The following is a 12,880-nucleotide window of genomic DNA, read 5'->3' on the forward strand; positions in this document are numbered from 1 at the left end:
GGGAGGGCCGGTAAACCGACCCTCCCTTTCTTATGCCGGTAGCCAACGAACGCGAGGATGCCGGACGCCGGAACCGCTCCAAATGTAGCAACAGTACGAAAACGACAAACACCCCAACACGTCCGCCCGCCGATTTATTGCGCCGCGCAGACAATTAAACCAGCATCTTTAAACATCTGAGCAGTATAGTGACCAAAACTATCGCATAACCGCACTCTACGAATGGAGAAGTTATGACCGAACACCACGCCATCAGCCGCCGAGCATTTACGTTGGGCCTTGGACTCGCGGCGTTGTCGCCACTTGCAAGCCTGCCCGAAACCGCGGCATTGGGCATTGGCCCACGAGCGGCATTTGCAGACGACGCTGCCACAGCGTCGGTCAGCCTCAACAATTTCGTCATTCGCCTTCGCCCCGCGGGCTATTTTCGTACCGCAAGCGTTAACGAAGACGGCAACGTCATCGGCAACGTCTGCCATCTGTTTAATGACGGCACGTCCAGCAAGCTCATCCTTGAGAACGTAACGACCAAGAATGACGATACAAACTGGTATGCTATCCGCACCTTGCTCAATTTCGAAGAGCATAAAAAGACGGGCTACAGCATTTGGTCGGTCGATGGCGACTCGGACAAAGACGGAAAGGTCATCCACGTATGGAGTGGCGAGCATGACGGCAAGCCCAGTCGCTCTTTTGCGTTCGAGCGTCAATCAAACGGAACCTATATCATCCGAGACCGCACGGTCGAGAAAGAAACCGAGAAAAAAGACATTAAGTACCTGGCAATAGAATCGAACGGCGAAGACCAGGACAACAATAAGATTTGCCATAAGAATAAGAGTAAGAGCATTCCGTGGGAGCTCGAACTTATCGGTTACGACATGAAAAAGAACGATGCCACGGTTAGCAGCCTCGACTGGATCACGTACAGCAGCTACGTCGATGGGCCATGTTGGATGAAATACGTCGACGACAACAAGTTCCTCGACGAGCTGAGCATCCCGGGCACGCACGATTCGGGCACCTGCAGCGTGGACAACGACACTGAGCCCCAATCCTCGCAAGTAAAATGCCAGCAGGATTACATTCCCACGCAGCTGCTCGAAGGCATTCGCTATTTTGATATCCGTCTCGGAAAGGGCGACAACCCTGGCATCGACCATGGGATGTACTACCTGCTCAAAAAAGACGCGTACTTTTTGCATCTTTCCGATGTCATAGGCTACTTCAAAACGTTTTTGAACGAAAACCCGACAGAAGCGCTCATCATGCTTGTATCACGAGGCAACGACGAGGCTACCGACGAAAGTGTTACGACGGCTTTCGCCAAGGTTTTGGACGACAACCCCAAACTGTTCTATACGTCGAGCCGCGTTCCCACACTGGGCGAGGTGCGCGGAAAGATCGTCCTGCTACGTCGATTTGGACTCGACGGCGACAGCGTAAGCGGCCACACGTGGGGACTCGACCTCACCGAATGGGATAACAAAATCGCAGCGCACACCGACAGCAGTTCCATGTGCCTCGTCCAAGACGCGCGGGGCTTTGAAGCCGCGGGGGAAACAGGCGACAAAGAGCCCTATTGCACCAAGGTATACGCCCAGGACAAGTACAAACTCACGGGAACCGACAAGCTCAGCTGGGTCGATAATGCGCTGAAGGAAACGACCGGGCGCACGCGCAACGAGGTAGATGTCGAGGACGATAACGGGGCCAAGGAGAAAGTCCTGGAGCGTTGCTGGTCTATCAACTACACCAGCTGCACGGGCTTGTCGCACGGAGGCAATCCTTTTACCTCGGCACGAGTAGTCAACGAGCATCTGTATAAGAGCCCGTACATCAATCCCAGCGGCATCGAGGATACAAAGTCAGATTACCTCAAGCACATTGGCATCATCGCATCCGACTTTGTTGATGCGGCGCTGGCCCGGAGCATCTACCAGCGCAATTACGATACGGAGCACAAGCAGACGGCTTCGTACTATCTCCCGTACTATCTCCCGACCCGCATGCGCATGACGTACGGCGACTCGCTGAGCGATGCCTCATTCCAGGACGGCAAGACCGTTGGCGAGGGTCATTTCCGCCTCGTCGACAGCAGCAACGTACTCAACGTGGCAGCTTCGGGCCATGCGTTTGCCATCGAATATGTGGATGTCGACGCCTTGGGCAACGAGACCGTTACGGAGCTGCGGGGCTCCGTGCCCATCGATATCGATCCACGCGCGCTGACGCCCCATTTTGAGGGACTCGAAGGCCTTAAGGCCGGCGAAGACGTGCGCGCCAAGATTGCGGCATCACTCGAGGGCAAGCTCGAAACCGACGCCTGCACGGCCCAGCTCGAGTTTGTGCACGACGCGAACGGCGCTCCGGGAACGGCGATGGCCGAGGGCGAGGCATTTACCGCGGGAACGTACTGGGTGCGCGTGAACGGTCTCTTGGGCGACGCGGCGCAGAGCTACACGCTCGCCAGCGATGGAGCCGCAAGCTTTACCGTAGCGGCCTCGGGCAGTGCAGGCGGCACCGGTAGCGGCACGGGTTCCAACGCAGACGGCGCCGACAAGAACGGCGGCGGCAACAAGAGCAAGGGCTCGACCGGAAAACTCGCCGACACGGGCGACGGCTCTGGCGTTGCCGCCGGGCTCGCTGCCGCCGCCGTGGCGACAACGGTCGCCGGCGCGGCGATGCTTGCCAATGACCGCGAAAATGTTGGGGACGACAGCGAATAGGCAAGCCCGCCTTTTAGACACATCGACTCAATTGGGGGGGGCGCAGAATACCGTTCTGCGCCCCGATTTTTACCTTAGCCCGAACACCGTTATCGGCTACATCACCATGTTCAGCGCATTCACGAACTCCTGAGCTTGGGAGCGGCTGCTCAGACTAAAGACACAGGCAGTCAACAGCCTGTTACGTAGGAAAACGTCGCGGCCCTTGATCCTGCTGACCCCCGTAATGTCCTTAAGATAAACAATCTCGGTGTGCTTGCCACCAAAAGTGCCCTTCTTGAGCACCTCGATGCGGTTAGGGTAGATCTTGACGTCTTTAAACCTACCCGAACCTTTGTCCTGGAACAGCAGCGTGTTGTTGTCCATACGCGTCACTCCCGCGGGGTTCGCTAAAACTGCCTCTATGGTCACATTTTAACCACCGCAAGGCTCCCATGCGAAGGTGCCAGACAACATAGCAATTCGTGTCCGCGCGAGGCTTTAAACTAAATGCGTTAAAGATGCATTCCACAAGAGGAAAGTGGGGCGACAGTGATGGGTGAACTAGTAAACCGTGGAGAATCGGCAATCGTGCCCGAAGGTTTTTACAAGCAGGTCTCCTCGATTCTCAACGCCGCTCGCGACAAGGCCTATACCGCCGTTAACTTTGCGATGGTTGAGGCATATTGGGAGATCGGCAAGAGTATTGTAGATGAACAGGGCGGAGAGGAGCGCGCAGCATATGGAGAGGCATTGATTGCAGGCCTCTCCAGAAGGCTTACCGCGGATTTCGGAAGAGGCTTTGGCATCGCAAACCTTCGCAATATGCGTCAGTTCTTTCTTGCGTTTCCAATTCGCGACGCACTGCGTAGCGAATTGAGCTGGACTCATTACCGCAGGTTGATGCGCATTTTCGACCCTGATGCTCGCACCTGGTACATGAACGAATGCGCCGATTCTCGTTGGAGCACGCGTCAGCTCGAACGCCAGATCAACACCATGTTCCGCGAGCGCCTACTTGCCAGCAAGGACAAGGAGGCCGTCACCCAGGAAATCCAAAAGAGCGCCCCGGCTCGTCGCCCCGAGGATATCATCCGCGACCCGTATGTACTGGAGTTTTTAGGTTTCTCGGACGATACTGCGTTTCGCGAGAGCGATCTAGAGCAGGCGCTCATCACGCATCTTCAGAAGTTCCTGCTGGAGCTTGGCCGTGGTTTCGCTTTCGAGGCGCGCCAAAAGCGCATCACCTTTGATGGGCGCCATTTCTATATTGACCTTGTTTTTTACAACTATCTGATGCGCTGCTTCGTGCTCATCGACCTTAAGACGGACGACCTTACGCATCAGGACCTGGGCCAGATGCAAATGTATGTGAACTACTACACGCGCGAGCTCATGAACGAAGGCGACAATCCGCCCATAGGCATCGTGCTCTGCGCGGACAAAAGCGATTCGATTGTCGAGTACACGCTGCCCGAAGACAACGACCAAGTGTTTGCCGCCAAATACCTGCCGTATCTTCCAAGCAAGGAAGAGCTGGCGCGCGAACTAAGCGCCGAGTACCGCGCCATCAACGAAGCGACTAATGGCGAAACGCAAGGGTAGCAGCACGTTGCGACCGAAGCCGCCGCAGCCGTCGCAGGCGCACTCGCGGTTGCGAAGCACGCTACGAAACAATACCGGTCATGGACGCCGGCAACGACATTCTAGCCGTGGCTGGCGAGCGTGACCTGACAGGCAAAGACGCGGCCTTCGTCTGATGTGGGTCCATTGGCTGCCACAGAAAAGGGCCGGTTGCAGCCGGCCCTTTAGACGATAATACCTGCGTTGCCCGCGCTTCCGAAGTGTGACTAGCTGAGGAGCGGGTTCCGCGGCACAACCTGATTTTACCCAGTGAGGAGGCTCTTTTGCAGCCGCTCCACTGTTTATTTACATCTGGCACCCTCAAACAATCAGACGGCAGCCCGCACTCCTGAGAGCCGCCCCACACCCCCGGCCATCACGTTACGGCAACAACCGGCGTTACCCCCCCTACTTCCCAAATAGCGCACCCAGCAGACCGCGGCGTTTGGGCTTCTCCTCTCGGTAGGAACCCTCGACGGCGGCTGCAACCTGGCGCGGTTGCTCGCCGCCTCCACGGCGCACGATCTGGTACAGGAAGGGCGATTTAACATATTTGACCTCGACGGGCGTGGCGTGCACGGTGCTCTCACCGGACAGATGCAGGCTCGGGTTGAGCGGCGCCACGATATGCGTCTCGCGCTTGTCGCTAAACACCACCGCGGCCGCACGGCCCGTCTGGCCGTTTACGGCAATGCGCACCTGCTCGCCATCGCGGCCGTCTGTCGCCGGACGATCGACAAAGTAGACCGGCACCATCACCAGGCCGTCCTTATGTTTGCGGGCCTTGCGCGCCCACATGCGAATGCTCTTTTTATTGAGCCCCAGTACAGCCTCGGCGTCGTTGCCCGCAACGTCGAGCGCCAACTTATCAATGACCACCTGGTCCTTGGTAGACGCATCGACTGAGACGACGCGAAAGTCACCTTCCTGCATGGCGGGATCGAACGGACCGACCTTGGCAAAGTCCCACGGCTCCAAAATGCCCATGAGGCGAACGTCCAGGTAGTTTGCCCTGGGGTATGCCCAGTCGAGCACCTCGTAGTACACCAAGGCCTCCTTGCTCAGGCCCTTGCCCGGGAAGCTCGCCATCATGCGCAAGTCCGCCAGCGCCATGGGGAAATAGAAGAGCATCATGTCGTTTTGGATCGCGTCTTCCACGTCGTGCCCGGCAAAGGCATCCGGATACTGGCGCACCAGCTGCAGCGCGTTGGCACGTGCCTGCTGCGGCGAGATTTCGCAGGGAATACCCTGCTCGGGCACATACTCCGCACCAACGCCCATGGTCAGGCGCTTGCTAAACGTCCCCGGCTTGAGCAGGTCCGCAATGCCGATCTTGTTGCCGCAGGACGGGCACTCAAACACACGCTGCGTTGACTCGCCCTCAAAGGACGCTCCGCAGAAGGGGCAAGGAATGCTCACATGCGTGGCCTCTTGGAACTCCTGCGCCGTGCCGCGATCCTCCCACAGCAGATGTTCCAAGACCGACTGATTGCGCCAGTGCGCATTGAAGAAATACCAGTCCGGGTCCTGCGGGCGCTCGAGTTGCGACACATGCGTGAGTTTGAGCAGTCCATCCACCACCGTCAACGGCGTATGGCGAATACCCAAAGCGCTCTTGGGCTCTCCGGCGTCCGCCTGCCACGGAACCACCGTGCCGCAATAGGCGCACTCAAAGCTGCGCTTAGCCTGGTGCGAGTACATAGGGCCGCCGCAGTTTTGACATTTAATGGCAAACATCTCGTCCATGGAAACGTCCTCCTTTGCACAGGGGCTGTCGACATTAAGTATGTCGAGCAAACAGGCACATGCCCATACCCATGTGGCCCAAAATGGACCACCCAGGCAGACGAGAAGGCTCGCTCGTTAGCACCGGCAGACTATTGCTGCATTTTCTGAGCATCGGTGCACGGCGCCCCCGCGCGAGCTACACTATCCCCTTAAACATGATTGTGAGGACGACCGCTATGCTATTTGTAAATCGGCTGGTACATACGCTTGTTCCCGGCAGCGAGGGCGAGCCGGTCGATGCATCTTGCCGCACCAACGCGGGCTTTGCCGCAAGCCTCATCTGCATTGGCCTCAACATCACCCTGTGCCTGGCCAAGGGCATCGCGGGCCTGCTCGCCGGCTCCGTCTCCCTCATCGCCGACGCTTTCAACAACCTCTCCGATGCCTCGAGCAACATCGTGAGCCTGCTCGGGTTCCGCCTTGCCAGCCGCCCGGCAGACGAGGGCCACCCTTACGGCCACGGCCGCTACGAGTACCTGGCCGGTCTGTTTGTCGCCGTCCTGGTTTGTGCCGTCGGCATCAACCTAATCCTCGAGTCGATCACCAAGATCATCAAGCCCTCGCCCACCGCTTACACGTTCATTTCCCTTGCGGCACTGGCTACGTCCATGCTCGTAAAGCTCTGGATGGCAGCGTTCAACCGCACGCTGGGCGACCGCATCGACTCGGAGACGCTCATCGCCACGGCACAGGACTCCAAAAACGACGTCATCACCTCGGGCTCGGTCTTGGTGGCGGCGCTTATTTCGCAGACGACAGGCTTTGACCTCGACGGCTGGGCAGGCCTGAGTGTGGGCATCTTCATCTGCATCAGCGGCATGGGCCTGGTGCGCGACGCCATCAGCCCGCTGCTGGGACAGGCACCCGACCCCAAACTCGTACAGGCAATCCGCGACAAGATCATGTCCTATCCGCAGGTCTTGGGCACACACGACCTCATGGTGCACGACTACGGCCCCGGTCGTCAGTTTGCCAGCGCCCACGTGGAGATGCCTGGCGAGGGCGACGCGTTTGAGCACCACGAGATCCTGGACACCATCGAGCACGACATCAAGCGCCAGATGGGCATCGATATCACGCTGCACTGCGACCCCATCGCCACCACCGGCGACGACCTGCGCGGCTGGGTCAAACGCGGCGTCATGCAGATCGATCCCGCGCTCTCCATCCACGACCTGCACGAGCACGACGGGTTCGTTTCGTTTGACCTGGTGCGTCCCGACGGCTTTGACATATCCGACGAGGAGCTGCTGGAGCTCGTCACGCGCATCGTGCACGAGCGCCGACCCGATGCCTCATGCGTTGTTACGTTTGACTCGGGCTTTAGTTCGCCCGAGCGACCTGCCGAGCAGCTGTAGCCCCGCTCCGCTCGTCCGCTAGTTTCCCTGCGCGCCCGAGATACCGTTTTGTAGGGCGTTCCAGGCACCCGTCGCCATGTCGCCCAAGTTCTGCGCGGTATCGCCCAGGTTTTGTGCCGTATCGCCCAGCTCTTGTGCCTTGTCTCCCAACTCCTGTGCCTTGTTGCTCAAGTCCTCCAGCGTATTGGAGCTCGAGCTGTCGGTACCGCTTTGGCCGCCGGACGAGTTGCCCGAGCTGTTCTTGTGCGTGAGCTGAACCTCCAGGTTGCCGTTGTCGTTATAGTAGGCATTCGTAACAACCCAGTTGGAATCGATGACGGGCGTTGAGCCATCGTCGGTCAGGATCACGGCGTTCGAAAGGTCGGCTCCGCGCGACTTGAGGAGCTTCTTGGCGTTGGACCAGTACTGCCCCGGGATATCGCTCAGATCGACAGTGCCAGACGAGGCGGACTCGGTTTGCTCGGCAGTGGTATCGGCCGTTGAGCTCCCTCGCTTGTTGAGCATGCCCGACACAATGGCAAACACAACCGACAGCGCAAAGAAGATCGCCAGTACGATGAGGATCTTCTTGATCACGCTCGACGAACGCGACGTTTTCCTCTCTTCGTCCTCGCCATATTGCGGAATCGACTTGGGGTACTCGCGATACGGCTCGCGCGACTCGTAGCGAGGCTGCGCCGTGCGAGGCATATACGTCGTCTGTTGAGGCTGCGGAATGGGATTCTGCGGCAGGTCATCATAGGGATTCGACGTCGAGGCGGCATAAGAATCCTGCGGCGCGTATTCAAACGGGTCCGGAGCTGCGTTGCCATAGGGGCCTTGCGAAGATGCAGCGTAAGAATCCTGCGCCGAGTCGCCATAGCCCATAACCCGGGTGGGCTCGGCAGAAGGCTGCGTCGCGGCGGGGTCGGTATAGCCGGGGTTGGGAACAACGCGGGTCGCATCGGCGCTATCGCCAGCCTGCGCGGAACCGTAACCGCCCATCACGGTTGTCTTGTCCTGATCCATGCAGCGATTCCTTTCCGTCGCCTGTAAGCATCAAGTTATCCATGCATTCTACCCGCGCAAAAGCCTATGATGGGCAGAGTCCGTCGGTATCTACAAGACATGCGCGGGCCTAAGGATCAAAAAGCCCCGCAGGGCCTTGTGGGCACGGCGGGGCGGGCAAGCGGCTATGAGCAGCAGGCTTAGAACAGGCCGGTGATGTTGCCGTCGTTGTCGACGTCGATGTTCTCGGCCGCGGGAACCTTGGGCAGGCCGGGCATGGTCAGAACGCTGCCGGTCAGCGCGACCACAAAGTGGGCACCGGCGGAAACCTTGAGCTCGCGCACGGTGATGCGGAAGCCCTCGGGAGCGCCCAGGGCCTTGGCGTTGTCGCTAAAGCTGTACTGCGTCTTGGCGACGCACACCGGCAGGTTGCCAAAGCCATTCTCGCGCAGCTCGGCGAGCTGGCGCTTGGCGGCCGGCGTAAAGTCAACGCCGTCGGCGCGGTAGACCTTGGTGGCAACGGCCTCGAGGGCATCGGCCACATCGGCGCCGTCCTCGTAGGCAAACTTGAGCTCGCTCGGTTGCTCGATCAGGCGCATGACCTCATCGGCCAGCTCGAGCGCGCCCTCGCCACCCTTGGCCCAGACCTCGGAAAGCTTAACGTTGACGCCGAGCTTCTGGCACTCGGACTCGATAAGCGCAAGCTCGGCCTCGGTGTCCGTCGGGAAGCGGTTGATGGCGACCACGCAGGGCAGACCATAAACGTTCTGGATGTTGTCGACATGACGCAGCAGGTTGGGCATGCCGGCTTTGAGTGCCTCGAGGTTCTCCTCGTTGAGGTCGGCCTTGGCGACGCCACCGTTGTACTTCAGCGCACGAGCGGTCGCAACGACCACGACGGCGCTGGGGCGAACGCCCGTCATGCGGCACTTAATGTCGAGGAACTTCTCGGCTCCCAGATCGGCACCAAAGCCGGCCTCGGTAATGGCAACATCGCCAAAGCGCATCGCCATACGCGTGGCCATGATAGAGTTGCAGCCGTGGGCAATGTTGGCGAAGGGACCGCCGTGGACAAACGCGGGCGTGCCCTCGAGCGTTTGCACCAGGTTGGGCTTGAGCGCGTCCTTAAGCAACGCGGCCATGGCACCCTGGGCCTTAAGGTCGCGGGCACGGACGGGCTCGCCGGCAAAGCTATAGCCGACGACAATCTCGCCCAAGCGTTCCTTGAGGTCGCTGATGCTCGTAGACAGGCACAGAATTGCCATGACCTCGGAGGCAACGGTGATATCGAAGCCGTCCTCGCGCGGCACGCCCTGGGCCTTACCGCCAATGCCGTCGATGACGTGGCGCAGCTGACGGTCGTTCATATCGACGACGCGCTTCCAAGTGATGCGCTTAACGTCAATACCGAGCTGATTGCCCTGCTGGATGTGGTTATCAAGCATGGCGGCCAGCAGGTTATTGGCGGCACCGATAGCGTGGAAGTCGCCGGTAAAGTGCAGGTTGATATCCTCCATGGGGATGACCTGAGCCCAGCCGCCGCCGGCAGCACCGCCCTTGACGCCAAAGACGGGACCAAGCGAAGGCTCACGCAGGGCCACGGCGCTCTTGATACCGCGACGACGCAGGCCATCTGCCAGACCGATGGTCGTGGTGGTCTTGCCCTCGCCTGCGGGCGTTGGGTTGATAGCGGTCACGAGGACAAGCTTGGCCTGGTGATCAGTCGGCTCGTTGAGCAGTGAATAGTCGACCTTAGCCTTGTCGAAGCCGTACGGAATCAGGTGCTTAACGTCGACGCCGGCGTTCTTGGCCACCTCGGTAATAGGCAGTGGCGTGACAGAACGTGCGATTTCGATGTCAGTAGGCATGGGCGGTCCTTTCGTTACCGAATGAGAAAAAGACCAATTCAGCATAGCACGGGCGCGCAATAGTAAAACGCCCATAACCGATGAACGGCGATATGTTTACCCGATGCCCAGCGATAGTCCAACAGCCCGCCAAAACAAAGCGCCCTAAACGGTAGGTTCAATCCCCAGGTGCTCAAAGGTGCGAAGGGTTGCCTGACGGCCCTGCGGCGTACGAATCATCAACCCGCACTGCAGCAAATAGGGCTCATAGACATCCTCGAGCGTGCCCGGGTCCTCGCCCACCGCGCTGGCAAGGGTCGTAAGTCCCACGGCACGACCGGAGAACGTCTTGGCAAGCGTCTCCAAGATACGAATATCCATCCAGTCCAGACCGAGCTCGTCGATCTCGAAGAACTCGAGCGCCTGACGGCAGATATCGAGCTCAATGGGACCGTTGCCGCGCACCTGTGCATAGTCGCGCACGCGCTTGAGCAGGCGGTTGGCAAGACGTGGCGTACCGCGCGAACGCGAGCCGATCTCGAGTGCACTGGGATGATCGATCGTCACGCCCAGGATAGTCGCCGAGCGCGTCACAATCTGCGCGAGCTCCTCGACCGTGTAGTAATCCAGGCGATATGAAATGCCAAAGCGGTCGCGCAACGGGCCTGTCAACATGCCTGAGCGGGTCGTTGCCGCTACCAGCGTAAATTTGGGAATATCCAGGCGAATCGAGCGCGCCGCCGGACCCTTGCCAATCACGATATCGAGGGCAAAGTCCTCCATCGCGGGGTACAGGACCTCCTCGACCGAACGGTTGAGGCGGTGGATCTCGTCGATAAACAGCACATCACCCGGCTGCAAGTTAGTAAGGATGGCCGCCAGGTCGCCCGTGCGCGCGATGGCAGGGCCACTCGTGGTCTTGATCTGAGCGCCCAGCTCGTTGGCGATAACGGTGGCCAGCGTGGTCTTGCCCAGGCCCGGAGGACCCGAGAAAATCACGTGGTCGAGCGTCTCGCCACGGCTCTGCGCCGCTTCGATCAACACGCGCAGGCTCTGCTTGATGTGCTCCTGGCCACAGTAATCGTCCAGGCGCTGGGGGCGCAAAGTGCGGTCGACATCGAGGTCCTCGGCCGTCAGCCCCGAGCCCACCATGCGCTCGCCGTGCGCCATGGATGCCGCCGGCGAGTTGCCGGGCGTCGCCCACAGGTCCTGAGAGTCATCGGCTTCCCACATCACGCATCCATTCCAAGTCGCTTAAGCGCCGCGCCGAGCAAATCCTCGACACGCATATTCTGCCCATCATACCCGCTCAGGGCAACATCGGTCTCCTGCGGGCTAAAGCCCATGGAAAGGAGTGCCGCACGGGCATCGTCGATCGCCGAGGGAGCGGCAGCGGGCACGGGCATCGCAACCTGTCCGGGAATCACGTCGACCGGCACAAAGCCCTTATCCTTGGCAAAGGTGCTCTTGAGTTCCAGGATCAGGCGCTGAGCTGTCTTTTTGCCCACACCGGGTACCTTGGCCATGCCCCTGTCGTCCTCGGCCATCACCAGCGAATACAGCTGCCCCACGGTATAGGTGGAAAGCACGGCAAGCGCCAGGCGCGGGCCAACGCCCGAGACGGACACGAGCCGGTCGAACATCGTGCGCTCATCCTTTGAGGAAAAACCGAAAAGTGTCATGGCGTCCTCGCGCACCTGCATACGCGTGTAGAGACGGACCTCGCCACCGGGCGTCGGCAACGTGGCCGCAGTGCTGCCCGAAATGCCGAGCTCAAAGCCAACGCCCGACACATCGACGACAGCAGAGCTCATCGTGGCCTCGACAAGCGTTCCGTGGAGCTGGGAAATCATCAGTATCCGGTTCCTCTCTGTTGATAGAACTCGCCACCGGTGAGGGCGCGGGTGCGGCTGAGGTTTACGTGGCAGATGGCGCAGGCCAGGGCATCGGCGGCATGGTCGGGATGCGGGTCGTGGTCGAGCTGTGTGAGCGTGCGTACCATGTAGGCGACCTGCCGCTTGTCCGCGGCGCCGGTGCCCACCACAGCCTGTTTGATCTGCATAGGCGTGTACTCGCCAATCTCGAGCGCGCACTCCGAAAGCGCCACAAGCGCAGCACCGCGGGCATGCGCCGTGGGGATGGCCGAACGAACGTTGGCGCCAAAGTAGATGCTCTCGACAGCAGCCGTGTCGGGTCGATAACGCTCGACGACATCCTTAAGGTCATGGGCGATATGCGACAGGCGCACCGCGAGCGGACTGCCCGCGCTGGTCTCGATGCAACCGTAGGCACGGCAGCGAACCTCGCCGCGCCGCTCCTCGATAATCCCCCAACCCGTATGGGCCAAACCGGGGTCGATGCCCAAGATAACCAAGCTAACCTCCCCTCGCCACAAGCACAGCGCAAGACAAGGCCCCGCGCATCATTCACGAACGTCTGTTCTAGAATAACACAACAGCGACCGTATCTAGCAAGCAAGGTTGAACCATAGGTTGAGCATAAGTCAGACACTATGACCCAATCCAGGGGCACGGAAACGACAGGAGCCCCCGCTCGTGACCGCGGGTCG

10 protein-coding genes are annotated in these 12,880 nt (G+C 59.7%); 3 read left to right on the plus strand and 7 right to left on the minus strand.

Features of this window, described 5'->3' with window-relative positions; translation table 11 throughout:
- Positions 1–233 precede the first annotated feature (233 nt).
- A complete protein-coding gene (locus GPK39_RS00380) occupies positions 234–2,729 on the plus strand; it encodes a phosphatidylinositol-specific phospholipase C (protein WP_215673356.1) in 2,496 nt (831 codons plus the stop codon).
- A gap of 96 nt (positions 2,730–2,825) precedes the next feature.
- Here the strand turns inward: GPK39_RS00380 and GPK39_RS00385 are convergent, their stop codons facing one another.
- Positions 2,826–3,095 carry a hypothetical protein gene (locus GPK39_RS00385; protein ID WP_138340451.1) on the minus strand — a complete coding sequence of 90 codons (270 nt, stop codon included), beginning with the start codon at positions 3,093–3,095 and terminating at the stop codon, positions 2,826–2,828.
- 168 nt (positions 3,096–3,263) lie between these two features.
- Here GPK39_RS00385 and GPK39_RS00390 point away from each other — a divergent pair, with 168 nt between their 5' ends.
- Positions 3,264–4,313: a PDDEXK nuclease domain-containing protein gene (locus GPK39_RS00390; protein ID WP_215673357.1), complete on the plus strand. Its 1,050-nt coding sequence runs from the start codon at positions 3,264–3,266 to the stop codon at positions 4,311–4,313.
- Positions 4,314–4,739: 426 nt separating this feature from the next.
- Here GPK39_RS00390 and GPK39_RS00395 read toward each other — a convergent pair whose 3' ends face one another.
- The gene (locus GPK39_RS00395; protein ID WP_215673358.1) at positions 4,740–6,077 is read right to left on the minus strand and encodes a TFIIB-type zinc ribbon-containing protein; all 1,338 of its coding nucleotides are present in this window, start codon (positions 6,075–6,077) and stop codon (positions 4,740–4,742) included.
- Between the two features lie 218 nt (positions 6,078–6,295).
- Between GPK39_RS00395 and GPK39_RS00400 the strand changes: the two genes are divergently transcribed.
- Positions 6,296–7,477: a cation diffusion facilitator family transporter gene (locus GPK39_RS00400; protein ID WP_215673359.1), complete on the plus strand. Its 1,182-nt coding sequence runs from the start codon at positions 6,296–6,298 to the stop codon at positions 7,475–7,477.
- An 18-nt stretch (positions 7,478–7,495) separates the two neighbouring features.
- On the opposite strand, the gene GPK39_RS00405 is transcribed toward GPK39_RS00400, so the two are convergent.
- From GPK39_RS00405 to ruvC, 5 genes are all read right to left on the minus strand, one after another.
- Positions 7,496–8,485: a hypothetical protein gene (locus GPK39_RS00405; protein ID WP_215673360.1), complete on the minus strand. Its 990-nt coding sequence runs from the start codon at positions 8,483–8,485 to the stop codon at positions 7,496–7,498.
- A 179-nt stretch (positions 8,486–8,664) separates the two neighbouring features.
- Positions 8,665–10,332, minus strand: coding sequence for a formate--tetrahydrofolate ligase (locus GPK39_RS00410; RefSeq protein WP_215673361.1), 1,668 nt, complete (start codon positions 10,330–10,332; stop codon positions 8,665–8,667).
- Between the two features lie 144 nt (positions 10,333–10,476).
- Positions 10,477–11,544, minus strand: a complete 1,068-nt coding sequence (ruvB, locus tag GPK39_RS00415; protein ID WP_215673362.1) for a Holliday junction branch migration DNA helicase RuvB — start codon at positions 11,542–11,544, stop codon at positions 10,477–10,479.
- On the minus strand, positions 11,544–12,164 hold the full coding sequence (gene ruvA / locus GPK39_RS00420) for a Holliday junction branch migration protein RuvA (RefSeq protein ID WP_215673363.1): 621 nt from the start codon (positions 12,162–12,164) through the stop codon (positions 11,544–11,546). Before ruvA ends, ruvB begins: the two co-directional genes overlap by 1 nt.
- Complete coding sequence (ruvC, locus tag GPK39_RS00425; RefSeq protein ID WP_022095142.1) at positions 12,164–12,685, minus strand: crossover junction endodeoxyribonuclease RuvC; 522 nt, start codon at positions 12,683–12,685, stop codon at positions 12,164–12,166. Before ruvC ends, ruvA begins: the two co-directional genes overlap by 1 nt.
- Positions 12,686–12,880: the final 195 nt, after the last annotated feature.

This window comes from Collinsella aerofaciens, assembly GCF_018785245.1.
GTDB lineage: Bacteria > Actinomycetota > Coriobacteriia > Coriobacteriales > Coriobacteriaceae > Collinsella > Collinsella aerofaciens_AD.

Coding starts and splice junctions, on each gene's coding strand:
- GPK39_RS00380 (WP_215673356.1), top strand. CDS start 234: ATGACCGAACACCACGCCATCAGCCGCCGAGCATTTACGTTGGGCCTT.
- GPK39_RS00385 (WP_138340451.1), bottom strand. CDS start 3,095: ATGGACAACAACACGCTGCTGTTCCAGGACAAAGGTTCGGGTAGGTTT.
- GPK39_RS00390 (WP_215673357.1), top strand. CDS start 3,264: ATGGGTGAACTAGTAAACCGTGGAGAATCGGCAATCGTGCCCGAAGGT.
- GPK39_RS00395 (WP_215673358.1), bottom strand. CDS start 6,077: ATGGACGAGATGTTTGCCATTAAATGTCAAAACTGCGGCGGCCCTATG.
- GPK39_RS00400 (WP_215673359.1), top strand. CDS start 6,296: ATGCTATTTGTAAATCGGCTGGTACATACGCTTGTTCCCGGCAGCGAG.
- GPK39_RS00405 (WP_215673360.1), bottom strand. CDS start 8,485: ATGGATCAGGACAAGACAACCGTGATGGGCGGTTACGGTTCCGCGCAG.
- GPK39_RS00410 (WP_215673361.1), bottom strand. CDS start 10,332: ATGCCTACTGACATCGAAATCGCACGTTCTGTCACGCCACTGCCTATT.
- ruvB (WP_215673362.1), bottom strand. CDS start 11,544: ATGTGGGAAGCCGATGACTCTCAGGACCTGTGGGCGACGCCCGGCAAC.
- ruvA (WP_215673363.1), bottom strand. CDS start 12,164: ATGATTTCCCAGCTCCACGGAACGCTTGTCGAGGCCACGATGAGCTCT.